We start from the raw sequence: 21,039 nt of genomic DNA, 5'->3' as shown, positions 1-21,039 counted from the left end.
CAGTGGATGAGCGGGCCGCGCGGCGCCTTACGCGATGCCGTAAAAGCGCCGTGCATTCAGGCCAAACACGGCCTGCCGCTGCGCCGGCGCCAGGTGCGCCAGCAGCACGTCGCTGGCTTTGACCCACGCGCCATAATCGGCGGCCAGCCGGATCACCGGCCAGTCGCTGCCCCACATCACGCGTTCCGCCCCGAAGACGTCGAGAACATGGTGCGCATACGGCCGCAATTGCCCGGTGGTCCAGCCCGGCCCCGCTTCGGTGACCATGCCGGACAGCTTGCAATGGACATTCGGCAATGCCGCCAGGCGGTCCATGTCGTTCAGCCACTGCGCCGCCGGTTCCTCCTGCATGGCCGGCTTGGCCAGGTGGTCGATCACGATGGGCAGCTCCGGATAACGCTGCGCAAACGCCAGCAGCGCCGGCAAATGGCGCGGCAGCACCAGCGCGTCAAAGCGCAGGCCGTGCGCCAGCATGGCCGCCACCGCCGGCGCCAGCGCCGCATCATCGATCCAGTGGTCGTCATCCAGGTCTTGCAGCATTGGCCGCAAGCCGCGCAGCTTCGGATGCGCGGCCAGCGCGGCGATCCGCTGCGGCGCATCGGCCGCCTTCAGGTCGGCCCAGCCGACCACCGCGCCGATAAAACCGTGGCGGTCAGCCAGGTCCAGCATGAAACGGGTATCGTCCTCGTTCGGCATCGATTGCACCAGGACCGTGGCGCCGATGCCGTGTTCCTGCAGCAGGCCGGCCAGGTCGTCCGGATAAAAATCGCGGTAAATGGGCGCCAGTTCCGGCGGCGGCCAGGCGCCGTCGCGCGCGGCCAGTTGCCAGAAATGCTGGTGGGCGTCGACACGCATCATGCCGGCTCCTTCACCGCGAGCCGCGTGCCATCGAGCGCCGCGCGCAGGCGCTTCTGCTGCAAGTCCAGTCCCAGTTCGGCTGCCAGTTGCAGCGCCGGCACGAAGCGGCGGCGCTTTTTCTCTTCATGGTTCTGCGCGATGTCGGCCAGGCGGTGGGCCAGGTAGGGATTATTGAAGCGATCCCGCACCTCGGCCAGGTAGGCGCGGCTCATCTCGCGCTCGCCCAGCGCGGCAAACAGCGGCAAGACTTCCTCTTCCCACACGGCTTCCAGCGCGGCCCGCAGCACGGGATCGGCCATCGCCTGCAGCACGGTTTCATCGGCCGGGCGCCCGTCCCGCAGCCACTGCTCCGCGAGAAAACTGTGGCCCAGGTTCAGCATCAGGAGCTTGCGCCGCTCGTACGGTTCCAGCCGTTCCGTCACCACGATGCTTGGGTGGGTGCATGGCAGCACCATGCCGGGCTGCGCCTCGATCGCCCACAACGCGTACGGTTCGGCCACCGCCCCCACCGGCTCCAGCGCCTCCGACACGATACGGTCGACCAGCGAATTGACCCACACGCACGTGTGCGCCAGGTAGTGGATAAAACCGCCGTCCATGTGCCATGCGCGCGCCAGGTCCAGCACGATGTCGCGCAGCACGCTGCCGTTATTGGCGATCAGCTCGCACGGCATCAGCGTGACGGGCGCCGCCCCGCGCAGGTAGCGCGCATGCAGCAGCACAACCAGCTTGGCGGGAAAACTGCGCGGCGCGCACCACGTTTCCAGCAGCAGCGCACTGTCGGACGGGTTCAATTCATAGCCGCGGTCGCCCGTGTTCGACACGATCACTTGCGCGGCCACGGCTGCCTCCACCACTTGCGGCCAGTCCTGGTCCGCCTGCAGCGCATTGGCCACCGACGTCACGCGCTGTTCGCGCTGGAAGGGCGCGCCTGCCACGCAGCCGCGCACGATGACCGGATAGCCGTCGGCCTGCCGGAACGCCGCCACGCGGCGCGCGCTGCCGGCGCTGCCGGTGGTTTGCACGATGGTGATGTTGCCCAGCGCATTTCCCGCTGCCAGCGCCTCGCTGACGAACAGGTCGACGTGGGCTTGCAGGAAGCGGCTGGTGCCGAATTGAAGAATCGGATGCACTTAAACCTCGACAATGGCTTTGATGACGCCGCTGGCGGGATCCATCCATTGCGGCAGCACGTCGATAAACCCGTCCAGCGTGGTGCGGTGCGTGTTCATCAGTCCGGTCGGCACCTGCCCCGCCTTCATGGCCGCCAGCACGGTGCGGAAATCGTCGGCGGTCGCGTTGCGGCTGCCCAGCAGGCTGGTTTCGCGCTTGTGGAATTCCGGATCGGCAAACGAGATGCGGTCCAGCACGATCGACACCAGCACATAGGTGCCCGCGTGCGCGACGAATTCCAGCCCGCGCTCCATGGCCTTGACGTTGCCGGTCGCATCGAACACCACGTCGAAGAACTCGCCATCGGTCAGCGCCGCCAGCGCTTCCTTGTCGCCGTCCTTCGCTTCCACCGTGTGCGCCACTTGCATGACGTCGCGGCTGAACGCCAGCCGGTCGGCGCGGGTGTCGAGCACCGTCACCTGGGCGCCGTTCAGGCGCGAGAACAGCATCGCGGCCAGGCCGATCGGGCCGGCGCCCACCACCAGCACGCGCTGGCCTTCCTTCACGGCGCCGCGCCGCACCGCGTGCGCGCCGATCGCGAGAAACTCCAGCATTGCCGCTTCGTCGAGCGAAATGCCGTCGGTCTTGAACACGAATTGCGCCGGCAGCGCCAGGAATTCCGCCATGCCGCCGTCGCGGTGCACGCCCAGCACCTGGATATTGGTGCAGCAATTGGTCTTGCCCTGGCGGCAGGCGACGCAGCGCCCGCACGACAGGTAAGGCATCACGTAGACCTGGTCGCCCGGCGCCAGGCCGGAGCCGTCCGGCGCGCTGACCACCTCACCGGACAATTCATGCCCCATCACGCGAGGATATTGCAGGAAAGGCTGGGTGCCGCGGAAGATGTGCATGTCGGTGCCGCACAGGCCGATACGGCGTACGCGCAGCAACACGTCGCCCGGGCCGGGCACAGGCGCTGGCACGTCGCTCATGCGTAATTCACCGGGGGATTGGCATACCACTGTTTTCATCATCTCATCCTTGCAGGGTTAATTATTCTTTGCAGTGGCCTGCACCGGCTCGAGGACCACGGCGGCGCCGCCGGCCGGCGCCAGGCGCAGCGCCAGCGTGTCGGCCGCCGTCACGATGCGCTCCACGCGCCGCACGTCGTTCGGTGTGGCGCCGTCTTCCCATACCGTGGCGCGGTAGCGGCCGGCCGGCAGGAAGCGCAGCGACACGCGCTCGTCGCGGCCCGCTTCATCGGCGGTCATCGCACCGAGGTACCAGTTGCCGCCCTGGCGGCGCGCCAGCACGATATCGCGGCCCGGCGCGCCGGACAGGAAGCGCGTCTCATCCCACGCGGTCGGCACGCGCCGGATGAAATCGAATCCAGCCGCTTCGCGGTAGGTGTCCGGTTCGTCCGACACCATTTGCAGCGGGCTGTCATACACCACGTACATGGCCAGCGCCTGCCCGCGCGTAAATTGCGTGAACGGCAGTTCGGCGCGCACGGTGAAGCTGGCCGGCGTGCCGTTGCGGAAGCCGCCGGGCGTGTAATCGATCGGACCGGCCAGCATGCGGGTATACGGCAGCATCAGGTTATGGCGCGGCGTGATCGACTTGTCCATCTTGTTCCATTCGGCGCCGCGCACGCCTTCCTGGGTGATGAAGTTCGGATAGGTGCGCTGCAACCCGGCCGGTACATAGGCGCCATGCAAGTCCAGCAGCAGGTGGCGTTTTGCCGTGGCGTCGGCGACACGCTGGTAAAAGTCGACCACTTCCTGGTCGTCGCGGTTCATGAAATCGATCTTGACGCCCTTGATGCCCCAGCGTGCATAGGTGTCGAGCACTTCGTCGATGCGCGGCGCTACGTGTTCCCAGTGCGCCCACAGCATCAGGCCGACGCCCTTGCCAGCCGCATAGCGCACCAGCGCCGGTATGTCGATGCCATCGGCGGCGCGGGTGATATCGGTGCCCGGCAGCGCATCGCAGCATCCCGGACCGGTGCCCCAGGCCCAGCCTGCGTCGATCAGGTAATACGGCAATCCCGCGGCGGCGGCGAAGTCGATGAAGCGCTTATAGCTGGCCATGTCCGGCTTCATGCCGGCCAAGGGGCCGGACCACCAGTCCCACGCGGCCTTGCCGGGCTTGACCCAGCTGAAGTCGCCCGCGGGCGCCGGGTTCAGGTTGCCGACCAGGTGCGAGGCGATCAGGTCGCCGGGACGGTCGCCCATCATCACCACGCGCCAGGCCGTCGTCAGGCCGGACGGGGAATCGACCGCCAGCGCGGGCCGCTTTGGCGGCGCCGACAGCCGTACCCGCAACGCCTGGCCGTCGCGCCATAATGACGCGCCGGTATAGCCGGACAGGTTCGCTTGCGTGATGGCGAATGTGGTACGCCCGGACGGCGCGCTGCAGACCACCGGCACGTCATAGCCCTGGCTGGCGCTCAGTTGTGACACTTTCATGGGGTCGAACGTCACCTCGTGCGCTGCATCGGCCACCGACACCAGGCATTCGGGATCGCCGGCCGGCACGAACGCGGTGCGTTCGCCGCGCACGCGCACCGGGCCCGCATCGGCGATGCGGTAGCGGAACGCCACGCCATCGTTATAGGCGCGCACGTCGATCAGCAGGCGGCGGCCGGCGTCGCCGCGCTCGCGGAAAGTCAGCGTCGCGCCCCGGTAATGGTCGCGCGCCGTGGCGGCCTTGGTGGCCACCAGCGCAATGGTGCGGTCGACGTTGACGTTGTCGCGCTTTTCCAGCGCCAGGGCGCCGAATGCGGGCGCGCCGTCCAGTTCCAGGCCCAGCGGCGACGGCGCGATCACCGTCCGGCTGCCGCGCGACACGGTAAATTGACCGCCGTCGGCATCGATGCGGATCGCGACGTTGCCGTCCGGCGAAGCGATGGTGGCGGGCGCGGGCGCGGCAAAGGCCGGCTGCAACAGGGCGGAGGCGACAGCCGCCGCAGTCAGGAGAGGTTTCATCATGGTCAGGAATTCAGGGTGATAAAGCCGCCATCGATCGGATAATCGCTGCCGGTGATAAAGGATGCCGCGTCGCTGCACAGGTACAGGGCCAGCGCCGCCACCTCGTCGGGGCGCGCCATGCGGCCGATCGGCTGCGTCTTCGACAGGCGTTCGAACATTTCCGCTTCCCGGCCCGGGTATTGTTTGGACAGGAAACCGTCGACAAACGGCGTATGCACGCGGCCCGGCGAAATCGAATTGCAGCGGATACTGTCCTGCAGATAATCCTTGGCCACCGACAGCGTCATCGCCATCACGGCGCCCTTCGCGGTGGAATAGGCAAAACGCTCTGCCACGGCCACCCAGGCCGCCACCGACGCCATGTTGACGATGGCGCCGCCGCCGTTTTCCCGCAGGAGCGGAATGGCCGCGTGCAGGCAGTTGTAGACGCCCTTCACGTTGACGCTCATGACGCGGTCGAAGTCCTGCTCCGGCGTGTTGTCGGCCTTGCCGATGTGCGCGATGCCGGCATTGTTGATCAGGATGTCGATCGGCCCGATGGCGTCGAATGTCGCGTGCACGGCTTCCTGCCGCGTCACGTCGCAGGCGTGGCCATGGGCCACGCCGCCCGCGTCGGCGATGTCACGCACCGTGTCGGCGCAGGCGGCGTCGCTGATGTCGACGATATGGACTTGCGCACCCTGGCGCGCGAACAGCGTGGCGATGGCGCGACCGATGCCGCTGCCGCCGCCGGTGATGACGGCTTTCTTGTGATTCAGTTCAAACATGGTGTAATGCTCCGCTGGATGGAATGGCCGCCTGCGCCCCCTGCTCCTGCGCGGCGGCCCGCGCAAACCAGGCGATCACGGCGAAGCAGAACAAGGGCGCGGCGTAGCCGTATTGCAGGTTGCCGGTGGCATCGCTGATGTAGCCGAACAGCAGCGGCACGACGGCGCCGCCGACGATGCTCATGATGATCAGGCTGCTGCCCATTTCCGTATCCGCACCCGCGCCATGGATGCCCAGCGCAAAGATGGTGGGGAACATGATGGACATGAAGAATGCGATACCGATCACGGCGGCCAGGCTGGCCATGCCGCCGGCAAACATGGCGACGGCCGACAGCACCGTGCAGATCGCCGCATACGCCAGCAGCAGGCGCGCCGACGCGATGTATTTCATCAGGTAAGTGCCGGCGAAACGGCCGATGACGAACGCCAGGCCGCAACCCCAGCCCAGGTAATCGGCGGCGGCGATCTGCGACAGCCCGGCCGCCCTGGACGCGTACAGGATGAAGAAGCTGAATACGCACACTTGCGCGCCAACGTAAAAGAACTGGGCGATCACCGCGCGCCGGATACCCGGCCGGGCCAGCGCCCGCGCCAGCGCCGTGCCGGTCGGGACCGTGGCGCGTTGCTGGCCGTCGCCCTGCCCCGCACCCACCGCCGGCAGCTTGAGGAACCAGAAAATCACGGCAATCACCATGATGACCAGCGCGACCGCCAGGTACGGTCCCTTGACGCTGGCCGCTTCGGCCGCCAGCGTAGCCTGCCGCACGCTGTCGGTCATGGCTTGCAATTGCGCGTCGCTGGCGCCTTCCACCAGGATCAGGCGGGCGCCGACGATGGGCGCCAGCGTGGCCGCCAGCCCGTTGAACGATTGCGCCAGGTTCAGCCGCTGCACCGCGCGGTCGGGCCGCCCCAGCAGCGAAATATACGGATTGGCCGCGGTTTCCAGCACCGTCAGGCCGCAAGCGATGATGAACAGCGCGCCCAGGAAGAACGCGTACTTCTGCGTATCGGCGGCGGGGATGAACAGCAGCGCGCCGATGGCAAACAGCAGCAGGCCGAAGATCATCGCGCGCTTGTAGCCGGCCTTGCGGATCAGCACGCCCGCAGGCAGCGCCATCACGAAGTATGCGATGAAGACGGCGGAATCGACCAGCGCCGATTGCAGCACGCTCAGGCTGAACGAACGCCGCAGGTGCGGAATCAGGATCGGGTCGAGGTTATGCACGAAGCCCCACATGAAAAACAGCGAGGTGATCATGGCAAAAGCAAACGCATACGTCTGCCGGCTGGGTTGTTCAGTCATGGCCGATGTCTCCGGGCCAGGCATGCCTGACCCATTCATAGTTATTTTGGTGGCGGGAAGAACCGATCAGCCGTCGATCAGTTCAGGATTCCATGCATGGACGGTCTGGTTTTGCTGGCCCAGGCCCGCGATACCGAGCGCAATACGGTCGCCCGCGCGCAGGTAGACCGGGTCCGGCTTCTGGCCCAGGCCGACGCCGGGCGGCGTGCCGGTGCTGATCACGTCGCCCGGGTTCAGCGTCACGAAGCGGCTGATGTAACTGACCAGTTGCGCCACGGTAAACACCATGGTGCGGGTATTGCCGGTCTGGTAGCGTTTGCCGTTGACTTCCAGCCACATGTCGAGGTTTTGCGGATCCGGTACTTCGTCGGTGGTGACCAGCCACGGGCCGACCGGACCGAACGTGTCGCAGCCCTTGCCCTTGTCCCACGTACCGCCGCGTTCAAGCTGGTATTCGCGTTCGGACAGGTCGTTCACCACGCAATAGCCGGCCACGTAGTCCAGCGCCTCGGCTTCGTCCACGTAGCGCGCGCGGGTGCCGATCACCACGCCCAGCTCCACTTCCCAGTCGCTCTTGACGGAGTCGCGCGGCAGCACCACCGCATCGTTGCAGCCGATGATGGCGCTGGTGGCCTTGGTGAACAGCACCGGCTCGCTCGGCACGTCCATGCCCGATTCGGCCGCATGGTCCGAATAATTCAGGCCGACGCAAATCATCTTGCCGATGTCCGCCACCACCGGCGCCATGCGCACCGCGCCGTCCACGGCGGGCAAGGTGGCCGGATCGATGGAAGCGAGCTTGTCCAGCGCGGCGCGGCCCAGCTGGACCGAGGACAGGTCCGGGATCACGCCGGACAGGTCGCGCACGACGCCATTCGCATCGAGCAGGCCCGGTTTTTCAGAGCCCTTGGGGCCGAATCGCAACAGTTTCATAGTCTTCCTTGATTGGTTAAAAAAGTTCAATAGCTGCCAGTGCCCGGCGGGACCGGCGCACCGGTGTCGATCAAGCCCCGGCGCGCGAGTTCCCGCCACAGCGCGGCAGGCAGCGGCTGGGCGAACCAGGCGGCGTTTTGCCGCAATTGCGGCGCGCTGTGGGCGCCGGCCACGCACGACACCACGGCCGGGTGCCCCATCACGAACTGCAGGGCGGCGGCCTGCAGCGGCGCCTCATATTCGCGGCACACCGCCGCGATGGCGTCGACGCGGGCGATCACGCCGGCCGGCGCGTCTTCATAGTTGAATTTACGGTTGCCGGCCAGGATGCCCGAATTGAACGGGCCGCCGATCACGATGCCGATGCCGCGCCGCGCGCACTGGTCCAGCAAGGGTTCGCGCGCGGCCTGTTCCAGCAGCGTGTAGCGCCCCGCCAGCAGCGCACAATCGATGTCGCAAACGTCGATCGCGTCGGCCACGATTTCCCACTCGTTGACGCCGAGGCCGATGGCGCGTACGGCGCCCTCGGCGCGCAATTGCATCAGTGCGCGGAATCCGCCGCCCTGCGTCAACTGGTCCCAGTAATGCGCATGTTGCTCGCCATGCGTGGCGCGGCCGATATCGTGCACATACAGGATGTCGATCCGGTCCAGCCCCAGGCGCCGCAGGCTTTCCTCGTGCGATTGCAGGATGCCGTCATAGGTATAGTCGTAATGCGGCCGGAACGGCAGCGGCTCGGCCCAGCCGTTTTCGCCGGGCTGCACCGCCGCGTCCGGCAGCATCAGCCGGCCGGCCTTGGTGCTGACCACGTAGCCGGCGCGCACCCGTTCACGCAGCGCGGCGCCCAGCCGGCGTTCGGACAACGTGTAGCCATAATAGGGAGCGGTGTCGAAATAGCGGATGCCCACTTCCCACGCGGCGTCGACGATGGTTTGCGCGTCGGCCTCGCTCATGGCCTGATACAGGCCCCCGAGCTGGGCGCAGCCCAGCCCCATGCTGGTCAGCGCGAGGCCGCTGCGCGGCAAGGTGCGCGTATCGCTGGCGATCATGTCAGGCCGCCTTCAGCGGGAAGCAGCCAGGGCCGGCCGCATCGAAGTGTTTATAGGTCAGGATGAATTCCTGGTGGCCCAGCGCTTCCGAACAGCTTTGCTCGCCGTTGGCCACGCGCGCCACCAGGTCGACGATCTCGGCGCCGACTTCCTGCAGCGACGCCTCGCCGGACAGGATGCGGCCGGCATTGACATCCATGTCTTCGGACAGGCGTTCATAGGTTGCCGGGTTGGCGCACACCTTGATCACGGGCGAAATCGCCGAGCCGACCACCGAGCCGCGCCCGGTGGTAAACAGCGTGACGTGGGCGCCGCAGGCGATCAGCTCGACGATTTCCGCATTGTCGGAGATATTCGGGAAGCCGAACCGCACTTCGCCATCCGGCACCACGTCCAGCAGGTACAAGCCGCCGGCCGCAGGCTGGTCGCCCGGTTTCAGGATGCCGCTGATCGGCGACGCGCCGCTCTTGGCATAGGCGCCCAGCGATTTTTCCTCCAGCGTGGTCAAGCCGCCATCCGCATTGCCGGGGGCAAAGCTGCCGTGGCCCAGCACCGTGTAATAACGGGCCGCCTTGTTCACGCAGTCGACGATGGCCTCGCCCAACTCCGGCGTGGCGGCGCGCCGCTTCATGTGGAACTCGCAACCCACCAGTTCACCCGTCTCTTCGAAGATGCAGGCGGCGCCGGCGGCGACCAGCTGGTCGAACGCCACGCCGACCGCCGGATTGGCGGTAATGCCGCTGGTGCTGTCGGAACCGCCGCAAATGGTGGCCACCACCAGTTCGTGCGGCGCCATCGGCACGCGTTGCTGCGGCGCCAGCGCTTCCCGCGCCCAGCGCACCCATTCGATGCCGTCCGCCACGCTGGTGCGGGTGCCGCTGTTTTGCTGGATGGTGATGGTGTGGACGGGCCGGCCGCTGGCGGCGGCTTCCTCTTCCAGGCTGCGCCGGTTAAAGCTCTCGCAACCCAGCGACACGATCAGCGCCGCACCCACGTTCGGATGGGTCACCAGGCGCTTCATCATCTTGTCGGCGTAATCGTTCGGATAACAGCCAGGGAAGCCGATCAGGTGCACTTCCTGTCCGGGAAACGCGTTGACGATCAGGCGCGCCACGTGGTGGGCGCATTCGACCGTATAGGCGACGGCGACGATATTGCGGATCCCCTTGCGGCCGTCGGCGCGCGGGTAGCCGGTCAGTGCGGGCATGGTAGTCATGATCAGTGGGTGCTCCCGATGAAGGACCCGGCATCCGAGTCCAGGGTGTAGGTTGGAATGTAATCGCTGGCCAGGTTGTGCGTGTGCAGCATGGCGCCCGGCGCCACCGCGGCCGTGACCGAACCGATCAGCGCCCCATAGCGCAGCACCTTGTCGCCGGGCCGCAGCGCGCTGCGCGCGACCTTGTAACCCAGCGGGACCGCTTCCGGCAAAACAATGGTGGCGCCATCGATGGTCACCCGTTCGCCGGCGGCCAGCGGCGTGCGGGCAATCAGGCAATTGTCTTCGGGCGACATCAACAGCAGGCGTGGCGCATCGGGCGCCGGGGTGGTTGGCATAACGACTTCCTTCGTGTCAAAAACTATCGGGGTATTCCGCGCCGCACCGGCGCCTCGGTCCAGACTCAGTCCATATGAAACACGGGTTCCATCATGGCCCAGTGCTCGCCGTCGGCGCGGCTGGCCAGCGGCACCTGGCACGGGCTGCAAAACGTCCACCAGCGCCGGGTTTCCGGATCGGCTGCGACCATCGCCATATCGGCGTCGAAATCGCTGCCGTGGTATTCCCAGTAGCCGAACAGCAGGTTCTCCGGCTCGCGCAGGAAGATCGTGTAATTGCACACATTCGCTTGCAGCAGCCTGGCCAGCACTTGCGGCCAGACCGCCGCGTGCAGCGCCTTGTATTCCGTGATTTTTTCGGGGGCGATCCCGATCACCATGCCCATTCTTTGCATTACCCGGCTCCGTGGTTGAATATCATGGACGAATTGTATTCTATAAATTTAAAACATTCAATCCGCCGCCTGTGCTTCAAGAATTGTGCAGGCAATGCCGATGCGGCGACAATTGTAAAAATCACCAGCGCGCCAATGAAATTTCACAGACGCCGGGTAAAACTGGGGCAGTTCTTGCAAACTATGTATTCTATACATTTAAAACAGGAGAACGACTTGACTGACACAGTCCCCCGCACCGCCAGTACGCCAAAATTGGCGCGGCGGCGCTTACTGGTATCGGCCGGGCTGGCCGCGGCCTTCCCTGGCCTGGCGCGTGCGACGGTCATTGCGGAAACGCGTGGCGACCGGGAAAGCCTGGCGCTGTGGTATGACCAGCCTGCCGGCCAGTGGCTTGAAGCCCTCCCGGTCGGCAACGGCAGGGTCGGCGCCATGGTGTTCGGGCGCGTCGCACAGGAACGTGTGCAGTTGAACGAAGACACGCTGTATGCCGGCGGCCCTTACAACCCCAACAATCCACAGTTCCACGATGCGTTACCCAAGGTCCGCGCACTGATCGACCAGGGGAAATACAAGGAAGCTTCGGATCTCGCCGCTGTCGCCATGATCGGCAAGCCGGGCACGCAAATGCCCTTCGGCGCCGCGGGCGACCTGCTGCTTGATTTCATTGGATTGACCGGCGCTGCCGGATACCGGCGCAGGCTCGACCTCGATACGGCGATTGCCGTCACGCGTTTTTCCAACGGCAAGGCACAGTATGTGCGCGAAGTGTTCGCCAGCGTACCCGGCCAAGCCCTCGTGATGCGCCTGACGGCGACCGGAGGCGGCTTGCTGAACTTCGACCTCGGCTATCGCCACCCGGCGGACGCGAAATACGGCGACACGCGCTATGAAGGCGCCAACCAGGCGGCACGTGCCGTCGGCGCAGCGTGGGATGTGAGCGAACCGCTCGCCGCCGGTTCGCGTCCCGCCAGCGTGGCGATCCGGCCCGATGGCGACGGGGCGCTGCTGGTCGAAGGCAGGAATATCGCTGCCGCCGGCATCCCCTCGGCACTGCGCTATGCGGTCAGGATCCGGGCCGTGGGTGACGGCAGGATCACTGCCGTCAACGACCAGATACAGGTCCGCGACGCGACCGCCGTGACCTTGCTGGTGGCATGCGCGACCAGCCACGTCAATTACGCCGACACCAGCGCCGATCCCGTCGCGAAGGTGCGCGCGCACAGCGACGCGGCGGCGCGCATCCCGTACCGGCGCCTCAGGGAAGAGCACGTCCAGGCGCACCAGGGGCTGTTCGGCCGCATGTCGATCCGGCTCGGCGCCGCCAGCGCGCAAGCCGATCCGCGCCCCACACATCAGCGCATCGCCGCCATGGAAACCCGGCCCGATCCGGCGCTGGCGGCGCTGTACGTCCAATAAGCCCGTTACCTGCTGCTGTCGTCGTCGCGGCCAGGAAGCCAGCCCGCGAACCTGCAAGGGATCTGGAACGAAGGAACCAACCCGCCCTGGGGCTCGAAGTACACGATCAACATCAACACCGAAATGAATTACTGGCCGGCGCAGGCGGCCAATCTTGGCGAGTGCGTCGAACCGCTGGTGCGCATGGTCGAAGACCTGGCCGTCACCGGCGCCATCACGGCGCGCAGCAGCTATGGCGCGCGTGGCTGGGTGGCCCATCACAACACGGACCTGTGGCGCGCCACCGCACCGATCGACGGACCAAACTGGGGCCTGTGGCCCACCGGCGGCGCCTGGCTGTGCCAGACGCTGTGGGACCACTACGACTACCAGCGCGACGACGCGTACTTGCGCCGCATCTATCCACTGTTGAAAGGCGCCGCGCTGTTCTTTGCCGATACGCTGGTTGAGGATCCGAAAGGCCGCGGCCTGGTCACGTCGCCGTCGATTTCACCGGAAAACATGCATCCCCACGGCACCGCCGTCTGCGCCGGCCCCGCCATGGACCGGCAAATCCTGCGCGACCTGTTCGGCTGGACCCTCCAGGCGCACAGCCTGTTGCAGGATCCCGACACGGCCTTTGCCACCCTGCTGGCAGCCGCGCGCGCGCGCCTGCCCGCCGACCGCATCGGCGCGCAGGGGCAGTTGCAGGAATGGCTGGAAGACTGGGATGGCGCCGCGCCCGAACAGCAGCACCGCCATGTGTCGCACCTGTATGGGGTCTATCCCAGCGAACAGATCAACGTACGCGATACGCCCGCGCTGGTGCGGGCGGCGCAAGTCACGCTCAATACCCGCGGCGACCGCTCGACCGGCTGGGCCACGGCGTGGCGGCTGGCGCTGTGGGCGCGCATGGGTGACGGCGAGCGGGCGCATGCGATCCTGGTGGGTTTGCTGGGACCGGAACGCACCTATCCCAACCTGTTCGACGCGCACCCGCCCTTCCAGATCGACGGCAATTTCGGTGGCGCCGCCGGCATCCTGGAAATGCTGGTGCAGTCGTGGGGCGGCGAGATCCGCATCTTGCCAGCCCTGCCCAAGGCGTGGCCGGACGGCGCGCTGCATGGTGTACGCGCCCGCGGCAACGTCGAGCTCGACCTCGACTGGGTCCGGGGGCGCCTGACGAGCCTGCGCTTGCGGGGCAAGCCTGGTGGCAAGGTTGCGCTGCGCTACGGCGACCGGCTGGTTTCCATCGTGCTGGACGCCAGGGGTCGCCAACGCCTTGACGGCGCATTACGCGGCGTTGCCCCGTTGCCATAACCACACACTTCCATCCACCGCCAGGCCCGCCGCGTGCGGCCTGGCCGCCCCCCGTTCGAGTCCCGCCCCATGCGGCGCCTTGCCGGCCACTGCGAAATTTCACTGCTCCAATTGAGGATTATCGCAATTGCTGACTTGCGTCGTTCCCTGCACCATACAAATTGCATAGTGTCATTTCCGGCCCATGCCGGCCGAAGATCCTTCGCAGCCGTGAACGCAACCGGTGGAAGTGGCAGCGCAACTCGTCCGTACCGCTTCGCGCCCTTGGGCAATGCGCGCGACGAGCAATTAAAAAACATAACAGAAAGGAAAAAATCATGAGGAGACCTGCGATGCGAATCCAGCTTAGCGCTGTCGGATTGGCCTGTGTCACATTATTGGCCGCGTGCGGCGGCGGCGGTGGCGGTGGCGGTAAAGAGGGCGGCGCGGTTCAGTCCGTTTCCTTCCCGTTCCCGGGCGGTGGCAAGGTTGCCCTGGCTGGCCAGCCAACGACCACCACGAAGCTGAAGGCCACCGCCAGTTCCGGCGGCCCGATCACCTACACGTCCAATACGCCGGACGTCTGCTCCATCAGTGGCGACATGGTGTCGCTGCTGAAAGCCGGCGAATGCTCGATCACGGCGACCCAGCCGGGTTACGACGGCTACGCTTCCGCTTCGCAGCGCCAGCTGTTCGTGATTCCCAAGAACCCGCAGCTCATCACCAAGTTCCCGAACCCGGGCTGGCAACCGGTCGGCGCGCCGCCAGTAGCGCTGTCCGCCACCTTTGACACGGGTCTCCCGGTCACCTTTGAGAGCAAGACGCCTGCCGTGTGCACGGTCAGCGGGACGACGATGACGCCGCTCGCCAACGGGCTGTGCACGGTCGTCGCCAGCCAGGCCGGCAATGATATCTATGCGGCGACCACCGTGGAGAAGAGCATCCCGATCGGCACCGAAAAGCCGGCCAAGCTGAATTTCGTGACCGGCTACAAGGACAGCGGTACCACCAACGAAGGCTTCATCGGGCATCCGGGTAACCAATGGTGGTGCCAGGATTGCGATCCGCAGGTTTCCAGCGATGGCAAGACCTTCACCTTTGCCGCGAACTGGGGCGCACCTCCGAAACCAGGCGACTGGGATTACAACTCGGCATTGTTCACGCTGTTCGGCCCCGGCCTCGTTGACGGCGATCTCGCGTCGCCCGGCGGCTGGTATCGCGGCAGCCTGAAATCCTCTTCTTTCGCTACCGCCAGCCCGAACCCTCGAGGCATCCTGATCGACCTCCAGGACGCGCTGCATTTCAATCTCGCGCAAAATGCTGAATGGTACGGCTCGACCAACAACAAGTTCAACGTTGAACTGTTCCTGCCACTCTTCAACCCCGCCCAGAAGGACTCGGATGGCAATGCATGCGGCATGACCCTGAAGGCCACGGTACAGCCGACCGCCGCCGCCGCGGATTACAGCATTAATCTCAGGAAGGAGTTTGCAATCGGCGAGTCGTGCGGCCTCAGCGGGTTTGATGTGGACACGCTGTTGCAACTGGCCCCGATCGTCGGGATGAAGTTCTCCGCGGTAAAACCGAACGGGGACAAGATCAATGCATCGGGCCAGTACCGGACCGAGTACAAGCTGACCGGCCCGATCTACTTCCAGTGATAGCGGGTTGAATGGCCGCCGCCTGGCGCGGCGGCAACCAGGGCATTTACAAGAGGACAAATACAATGAGAAACATTGGGACAATGAGCAACCGCAAACCACTGAAAATGACCGCGCTGGCGTTTGCCGCGGCGCAGGTCGCACTGTTGTGCGGTAACGCGTATGCAGAAACGGGGGCCGATGAACCGGTCGCCAAGGAAGGCACCAACGTCGTGGTCGTGACCGGCCAGCGCAAGCAATACGAAGATGCAGCCGCCATCAAGCGTAATTCCGACCTGATCGTGGATTCCGTGGTGGCCGACGAGGCCGGCAAGCTGCCCGATAAATCCATCACGGAAGTGCTGCAGCGCGTGGTGGGCGTGACCATGGACCGTAACCGCACCCGTACCGGCGCCAACCTGGCCGCCAATGGCCTGGGCTTCGACGTCGAAGGTTCGGGCATCCAGGTGCGCGGCCTGTCGTGGGGCTCGTCCACGCTCAATGGCCGCGAATCCTTCTCGGCTGGCTGGCCGGGCCGTGAATTGAGCTGGGGCGACGTGCCGCCGGAATTGATGGCCGGCGTGGACGTGTACAAGAACCCTTCGGCGGAGTTGATCGAAGGCGGCATCAGCGGCCAGGTCAACCTGCGCACGCGCCTGCCGTTCGATTCCAAGGGACAGTTCGGCGCCTTCTCGATGTCGGAAAATTACGCGGTACTGGGCAAGACCAAATCGCCGGCGTTCTCGGGCCTGTATTCGAACCGGTGGAAGACCGACAGCTTTGGCGAATTCGGCGCGCTGGTGGATTTGTCGTACAACAAAAACACCAACCGCACCGACTCGATTGACCAGTCCGTGTACTACCCGCGCACTGACCTGGTCAAAGGCCAGACCGTCTGGGTGCCGATTGGCGCGCAGTGGGGGACCACCAATAGCGAGTCCGAACGCAAGGGCTTCTATGGCGCGCTGCAATGGAAGAAAAACGGTAAAGAGTCGTCGCTGACGTATTTCGACTCCGGCTTCCATGCGGAGACCTTTGGCAACAGTATCTTCACGGCGGGCGAGTACCCTTACTACGTTCATTACGATGACGCCAAGTATGACGCGCGTGGCGTGTTCCAGTCCGGTGTCCTCAGCTATCCGACCCTTGGCCGCGGCGCCAACCAGTTTGCCGAAGGCGGGCTGAAAATGGGCACGACGCGCAATTCCAGCGACGTGCATGGCCGCACGCGGGAACTGGCGTGGAACTTCAAATGGCAAGCCAACGAGAGCTGGTCGTTCCAGAATGACTTGCAGTGGGTGCACTCCACCAACAGCGGCGACTTCGGCATGATCAACCTCGGCACCTTCGTGCCAAGGATGGGGGTGGACGTGTCGGGTTCGGTACCGTCGTTCAACTTCGACGACAAGAGCCGCGCATTCCTGGCTGATCCGAAAAACTATTACTGGGATATCTCGCAGCCGGACCGCAACAAGGCCAAGGCCGATATGTATGCGTGGAAAGTCGACGGCAAATATGTCTTCGATTCCCCTGTGCTGCGCGATTTCCGCTTCGGCATGCGTATCACCGAGCGCAAGTCGCGCAAGGACAAGAACGCCGGCACCGGCTGGAAGTCATTCTCGGAAGAATGGGGCGTGGCCACCACCAAAATCCCGGGCACGTTGCCCACGCTGGCCGACAACGGCGGCTGGCAGCCGCGTCCGAACTTCGGCTACCTGAGCGATCCGCGCTATGCCGCCCTGGGCACCGTGGAAACCTTCGCGTACCCGAATTTCTTCAATGGCCGCATGACGGCGCCGCCAACCATCGTGGTGCCGACCAAGGACGTGATCCTGAACAAGCCTGAAGCGTACAAAAAATTGCTGCAGGCATTGGTTTACAACTGCCAAATGGGCAATCAATGGAGCGGCGCCAAAAACGACTGCTCGACCGCGGCCGACGGCTGGAAACCGGATATGTACGATCCGACCGATCCGAAGTTCGTCAGCGAGCACAGCGAGGGCAGCCAGGCGCTGCATGGCACCTTGCGCTTTGGTTTCGACGACTGGAAGGTGCCGGTCGACGGTAACCTGGGCGTGCGCGTCATCCGCACCAATACCGTGGCCCATGGTTATACCGTATTCAAGCCGCAATATGGCACCACGACCAATCCCGCCCTGCCGCGCTTTGGCGTCATCGACGAGCCGCTGGATTTGAAGGCCAGCCACATTGACGTGGTTCCAAGCCTGAACCTGAAGGCCGCCATCACCGACAAGCTGCAGGGTCGCCTGGCCTTGTCGCAGGGTATCTCGCGTCCCGGCTTTGACCAGATGCAGGAGTACATCACCCTGTCTCAGGATGTCAAGAGCGATCCTTCCGGCAAGAACATCGAAATGGTCAGCTATACCGGCAAGAACGACGGTAACGTGAAACTCAAGCCGCTCAAGGCCACCAACTTCGACATCTCGCTGGAATGGTATCCTCAAGCTGGCCAATCGTTGACCGCGGCGGTGTTCTACAAGAAAGTCAAGGACATCATCATGTCCGAGACTTATACCCGCACCTTGAAAGACCTGGCCGGCAGCGATCAGGACTTCACCATCACCGGACCTGCCAACGCCGCCAAGCTGCACTTGCGTGGTGTGGAGCTTGCCGGTATGACTTACCTGGACAAGATTCCCGGCCTGGATAAATTGCCGGAATGGGTCAAGGGCTTCGGTGTGTCGGCGAACTTCACTTACATCGATGGCAAACAAGAACTGTATCACCCGTTCAAGCTGCCATATTGCCCGGCCGGTTCGCTGTCGATTGGCGGTGCACTGTATGGCTGCGACACCAACGGCATGCCATTCAACGACTTGCCGGTACCATACATGTCCCGCCGCGCCTTCAATGCGGCGTTCATGTACGACCAGGGCCCGGTGTCGGCGCGCCTGGCCTACAGCTGGCGTGACCGCACCTTGCTGGCGACCGGTGTCTATGGCGCGTCGGGCAACAACGGCGTCAGCGCCGATCCAGTCCGTATCGCCGCCAACGGCGGCGTCGCGCCGCAGGACGTGGGCTGGGGCTTGCCGGTATGGCAGGAAGCCGTGGGCCAGTGGGACGCGGGTATCAACTACCGCTTCAGCGATCATGTATGGGGCAGCTTCAACGCCAGCAACCTGACCAACGTGATCACCAGGCAGACCAACCAGCAGGCGCCGGGTGCGATGGGCCGTTCCTGGTATAACCCGGGCCGCAGCTTCCGCATTTCGATGGGTTACACCTTCTGATGTCGTACGGCGCCGCGTGCGGCGCCAACGCAAAAGGCGGCTTCGGCCGCCTTTTGCTATTTGTGGCTTGCATCGCGGATTTATCAAATTCACCAAGTGGCGCAACGATTTAACTCAACTATCACGCGTTCCATGAAGTGCGCCGGATGTCTTCTATATATTCAGTGTGTTCCCGAGAGGGGACCTGCGCCCGCCGGCCGCAGCCGTGTGCCACGGGCGTTGCTTCAAGCCAGATGCATAACAAATCAACAGGAGGCAAATCAGATGAAGTTTGTGGATTCATTGCTTCAAAGAGCGGCGCCGTATGCGGCGGCCGCCATCGTCGCTGCGACCCTGGGGGCACACGCCCCCGCGTCGGCCTACACGTGGGATCCCGTCGCCATGGGTGGCGGCGGTTTCGTGTCGGCCGTGATTCCCGCCAAATCGCAGGCGGTCGTCTATGCGCGCACCGACGTGGGCGGCGCCTTCCGCTGGGACAGCGCCAACAGCCGCTGGATTCCGCTGCTGGACTGGGTGGCGGATGACCAGACCGGCTATCTGGGCGTGGAATCGCTGGCGGTCGATCCGAAAAACGCCGCCAACCTGTATCTGTACGTGGGCATCGATTATTTTAATGGCGGCAAGTCGGCCATCCTGCGCTCCACGGATTATGGCGCCAGCTGGACCACCATCGACGTGACCAGCCAGTTCAAGGCGCACGGCAATGGCATGGGCCGCCAGAACGGCGAACGGCTGGTGGTCGATCCGGGTTCCAGCAATGTGCTGTACCTGGGCACGCGCCGCAACGGCCTGTTCAAGAGCACCAATTCAGGCTCGTCGTGGTCGCAGGTGACGTCGCTGCCGGTCAGCAGCACGCCGAACGACAACGGCGTCAGCGTGGTCATGGCCGACCCGTCCAGCGTCTCGGGCGGCGTGGCGCAGCGCCTGTTTGTCGGCGTGTCGCATTATGGCTCGGTGGGCGCGAACTTTTACCGCAGCGATAACGGCGGCGCATCGTTCTCCGCCGTCTCCGGCGCCCCGTCCGGCCTGATGCCGCAGCGCGCCGCGTTCGACGGCGCCGGCAACCTGTACGTCACGTACGCCAATGGCGCCGGCCCCCACGGCAACCAGTCCGGGTCGGAACCGATGGACACGGGCCAGATCTGGAAATACACGATTGCCAATGGCGCCTGGACCAACGTCACGCCGGCCGGCGTGACGCGCGCGTTCAGCGGCATCAGCGTCGACCCGAACAATAACCAGCGCCTGGTGGCGTCGACGGTCAACCAGTGGGCGCCGCAGGGTAGCGCCAACGGCGACCATGTCTACATCTCCACCAACGGCGGCGCCAGCTGGACCGACGTGATCAATCGCGGCTACGCCATGGATACGGGTGGCATCAGCTGGATTGCGGGCAACTCGATCCACTGGACCGGAACGGCGTCGTTTGACCCGTCCAATTCGAAATCCGTGTGGATCACGTCGGGCAACGGCGTGTTCAAGACCAGCGACATCGATGCCGCCACCACCACGTGGACCTTTGTCACCAAGGGGCTGGAAGAGACGGTGCCGCTGAATATCGCCAGCATTCCCGGCGGGCCGCTGTTGACGGCGCTGGGTGACGTGGATGGCTTCCGGCACTACAACACCCTCACGTACACCAACCCGATGTACTCGCCAACGATGGGGACCACCACCGGCCTGGCGGTGGCGCCCGGCAACGTCAATACCGTGGTACGGACCGGCTCCAAGATGTATACGTCCACCAACGGCGGCGTCAACTGGTCGCAAACCACGATGAACGGCGTCAAAGGCCAGGTCGCGTTGTCGGCCAGCGGCAGCGCACTGCTGCACAGCCCGGAAAATTCCACCACCACCTACCGTTCCACCAACCTGGGGGCGGGCTGGTCGGCCGTGGGCGGGCTCAGCGTGAACAATGCGCGCCCGGTCGCCGATCCATCCAACGCCAACAAGTTCTACGTGTACAACCCCAGCGATGGCAGTTTCATGATCAGCACGGACGCCGGCGCGTCATTCTGGAAGTTCAATACGCTGGCGACGGGCGGCAGCGACGTGATCCGCGCCGCTCCCGGCGTGGAGGGTGACGTCTGGGTGCCGTTGTATGGCAATGGCCTGGTGCGCACCACCAGTTCCGGCTGGCAGTTCAACAGCATCGCCAACGTGACGTATTGCGCCGCCGTGGGCTTTGGCAAGGCGGCCAGCGGCGCCACGTATCCGACCGTGTTCATCTGGGGTACGGTGGGCGGTGTGCGCGGACTGTTCCGTTCCACGGACGCGGGCGCATCGTGGACCCGCATCAACGACAATGCGCACCAGTATGGCGGACCGGGTAACGGCAGGTTCGTCGTGGGCGACATGAACACCTTTGGCGTGGTGTACATGAGCACGGCCGGGCGCGGTGTGGTGATGGGCCGTCCGTGATGTAGTGCGAAGTAAAACCGCCGCGTTGCAGGGCAGCGCGGCGGTTGCAGGAACAGCGGCCGGGA

At 65.0% G+C, this 21,039-nt stretch carries 15 protein-coding genes and 1 pseudogene; 5 read left to right on the top strand and 11 right to left on the bottom strand.

Going from position 1 to position 21,039, the window contains the following annotated elements; genetic code table 11:
- Positions 1–27: 27 nt before the first annotated feature.
- The 11 genes from GJ700_RS12925 to GJ700_RS12875 form a co-directional block, all read right to left on the bottom strand.
- Entirely contained in the window at positions 28–858 is an 831-nt protein-coding gene (locus GJ700_RS12925) for an amidohydrolase family protein (protein ID WP_195763884.1), read from the bottom strand.
- On the bottom strand, positions 855–1,991 hold the full coding sequence (locus GJ700_RS12920; protein WP_371867934.1) for a mannitol dehydrogenase family protein: 1,137 nt from the start codon (positions 1,989–1,991) through the stop codon (positions 855–857). Before GJ700_RS12920 ends, GJ700_RS12925 begins: the two co-directional genes overlap by 4 nt.
- Positions 1,992–3,002, bottom strand: coding sequence for a zinc-binding alcohol dehydrogenase family protein (locus tag GJ700_RS12915; protein WP_154374616.1), 1,011 nt, complete (start codon positions 3,000–3,002; stop codon positions 1,992–1,994).
- Between the two features lie 18 nt (positions 3,003–3,020).
- On the bottom strand, positions 3,021–4,961 hold the full coding sequence (locus GJ700_RS12910; RefSeq protein WP_229506968.1) for a glycoside hydrolase family 97 protein: 1,941 nt from the start codon (positions 4,959–4,961) through the stop codon (positions 3,021–3,023).
- A gap of 2 nt (positions 4,962–4,963) precedes the next feature.
- The gene (locus GJ700_RS12905; RefSeq protein WP_154374341.1) at positions 4,964–5,728 is read right to left on the bottom strand and encodes an SDR family NAD(P)-dependent oxidoreductase; all 765 of its coding nucleotides are present in this window, start codon (positions 5,726–5,728) and stop codon (positions 4,964–4,966) included.
- Positions 5,721–7,034, bottom strand: coding sequence for an L-fucose:H+ symporter permease (gene fucP, locus GJ700_RS12900; protein WP_154374338.1), 1,314 nt, complete (start codon positions 7,032–7,034; stop codon positions 5,721–5,723). Before fucP ends, GJ700_RS12905 begins: the two co-directional genes overlap by 8 nt.
- Before the next feature lie 66 nt (positions 7,035–7,100).
- Positions 7,101–7,967 (bottom strand): fumarylacetoacetate hydrolase family protein, encoded by an 867-nt coding sequence (locus GJ700_RS12895; RefSeq protein ID WP_154374336.1) that lies wholly within the window; start codon positions 7,965–7,967, stop codon positions 7,101–7,103.
- Positions 7,968–7,993: 26 nt separating this feature from the next.
- A complete protein-coding gene (locus tag GJ700_RS12890; RefSeq protein ID WP_154374334.1) occupies positions 7,994–9,016 on the bottom strand; it encodes an aldo/keto reductase in 1,023 nt (340 codons plus the stop codon).
- A 1-nt stretch (position 9,017) separates the two neighbouring features.
- On the bottom strand, positions 9,018–10,232 hold the full coding sequence (locus GJ700_RS12885) for a UxaA family hydrolase (RefSeq protein WP_154374332.1): 1,215 nt from the start codon (positions 10,230–10,232) through the stop codon (positions 9,018–9,020).
- 2 nt (positions 10,233–10,234) lie between these two features.
- Positions 10,235–10,570: a UxaA family hydrolase gene (locus GJ700_RS12880; RefSeq protein ID WP_154374331.1), complete on the bottom strand. Its 336-nt coding sequence runs from the start codon at positions 10,568–10,570 to the stop codon at positions 10,235–10,237.
- A gap of 65 nt (positions 10,571–10,635) precedes the next feature.
- A complete protein-coding gene (locus GJ700_RS12875) occupies positions 10,636–10,965 on the bottom strand; it encodes an L-rhamnose mutarotase (protein WP_154374329.1) in 330 nt (109 codons plus the stop codon).
- A 24-nt stretch (positions 10,966–10,989) separates the two neighbouring features.
- On the opposite strand from GJ700_RS12875, the pseudogene GJ700_RS36265 reads away from it, so the two are divergent.
- The 5 genes and pseudogenes from GJ700_RS36265 to GJ700_RS12855 all read left to right on the top strand — a co-directional run.
- Positions 10,990–13,404: pseudogene (locus tag GJ700_RS36265) on the top strand (glycoside hydrolase family 95 protein); the annotation flags it as partial.
- Between the two features lie 6 nt (positions 13,405–13,410).
- Entirely contained in the window at positions 13,411–13,683 is a 273-nt protein-coding gene (locus GJ700_RS36260; protein WP_371867945.1) for a glycoside hydrolase family 95-like protein, read from the top strand.
- A 332-nt stretch (positions 13,684–14,015) separates the two neighbouring features.
- Positions 14,016–15,323 (top strand): hypothetical protein, encoded by a 1,308-nt coding sequence (locus GJ700_RS12865; RefSeq protein WP_154374327.1) that lies wholly within the window; start codon positions 14,016–14,018, stop codon positions 15,321–15,323.
- A gap of 83 nt (positions 15,324–15,406) precedes the next feature.
- A complete protein-coding gene (locus tag GJ700_RS12860; protein ID WP_195763883.1) occupies positions 15,407–18,553 on the top strand; it encodes a TonB-dependent receptor in 3,147 nt (1,048 codons plus the stop codon).
- Positions 18,554–18,817: 264 nt separating this feature from the next.
- Positions 18,818–20,974: an exo-alpha-sialidase gene (locus GJ700_RS12855; protein ID WP_154374323.1), complete on the top strand. Its 2,157-nt coding sequence runs from the start codon at positions 18,818–18,820 to the stop codon at positions 20,972–20,974.
- Positions 20,975–21,039 lie beyond the last annotated feature (65 nt).

This window comes from Pseudoduganella rivuli (assembly GCF_009674485.1).
Lineage (GTDB): Bacteria > Pseudomonadota > Gammaproteobacteria > Burkholderiales > Burkholderiaceae_D > Rugamonas > Rugamonas rivuli_B.
This window is presented reverse-complemented; position numbering and strand designations above follow the sequence as displayed.

Excerpts from the sequence above, each read along its gene's own strand:
- GJ700_RS12925 (WP_195763884.1), bottom strand. The coding sequence starts at position 858 with ATGATGCGTGTCGACGCCCACCAGCATTTCTGGCAACTGGCCGCGCGC.
- GJ700_RS12915 (WP_154374616.1), bottom strand. The coding sequence starts at position 3,002 with ATGAAAACAGTGGTATGCCAATCCCCCGGTGAATTACGCATGAGCGAC.
- GJ700_RS12910 (WP_229506968.1), bottom strand. The coding sequence starts at position 4,961 with ATGATGAAACCTCTCCTGACTGCGGCGGCTGTCGCCTCCGCCCTGTTG.
- GJ700_RS12905 (WP_154374341.1), bottom strand. The coding sequence starts at position 5,728 with ATGTTTGAACTGAATCACAAGAAAGCCGTCATCACCGGCGGCGGCAGC.
- fucP (WP_154374338.1), bottom strand. The coding sequence starts at position 7,034 with ATGACTGAACAACCCAGCCGGCAGACGTATGCGTTTGCTTTTGCCATG.
- GJ700_RS12895 (WP_154374336.1), bottom strand. The coding sequence starts at position 7,967 with ATGAAACTGTTGCGATTCGGCCCCAAGGGCTCTGAAAAACCGGGCCTG.
- GJ700_RS12890 (WP_154374334.1), bottom strand. The coding sequence starts at position 9,016 with ATGATCGCCAGCGATACGCGCACCTTGCCGCGCAGCGGCCTCGCGCTG.
- GJ700_RS12885 (WP_154374332.1), bottom strand. The coding sequence starts at position 10,232 with ATGACTACCATGCCCGCACTGACCGGCTACCCGCGCGCCGACGGCCGC.
- GJ700_RS12880 (WP_154374331.1), bottom strand. The coding sequence starts at position 10,570 with ATGCCAACCACCCCGGCGCCCGATGCGCCACGCCTGCTGTTGATGTCG.
- GJ700_RS12875 (WP_154374329.1), bottom strand. The coding sequence starts at position 10,965 with ATGCAAAGAATGGGCATGGTGATCGGGATCGCCCCCGAAAAAATCACG.
- GJ700_RS36260 (WP_371867945.1), top strand. The coding sequence starts at position 13,411 with ATGCTGGTGCAGTCGTGGGGCGGCGAGATCCGCATCTTGCCAGCCCTG.
- GJ700_RS12865 (WP_154374327.1), top strand. The coding sequence starts at position 14,016 with ATGCGAATCCAGCTTAGCGCTGTCGGATTGGCCTGTGTCACATTATTG.
- GJ700_RS12860 (WP_195763883.1), top strand. The coding sequence starts at position 15,407 with ATGAGCAACCGCAAACCACTGAAAATGACCGCGCTGGCGTTTGCCGCG.
- GJ700_RS12855 (WP_154374323.1), top strand. The coding sequence starts at position 18,818 with ATGAAGTTTGTGGATTCATTGCTTCAAAGAGCGGCGCCGTATGCGGCG.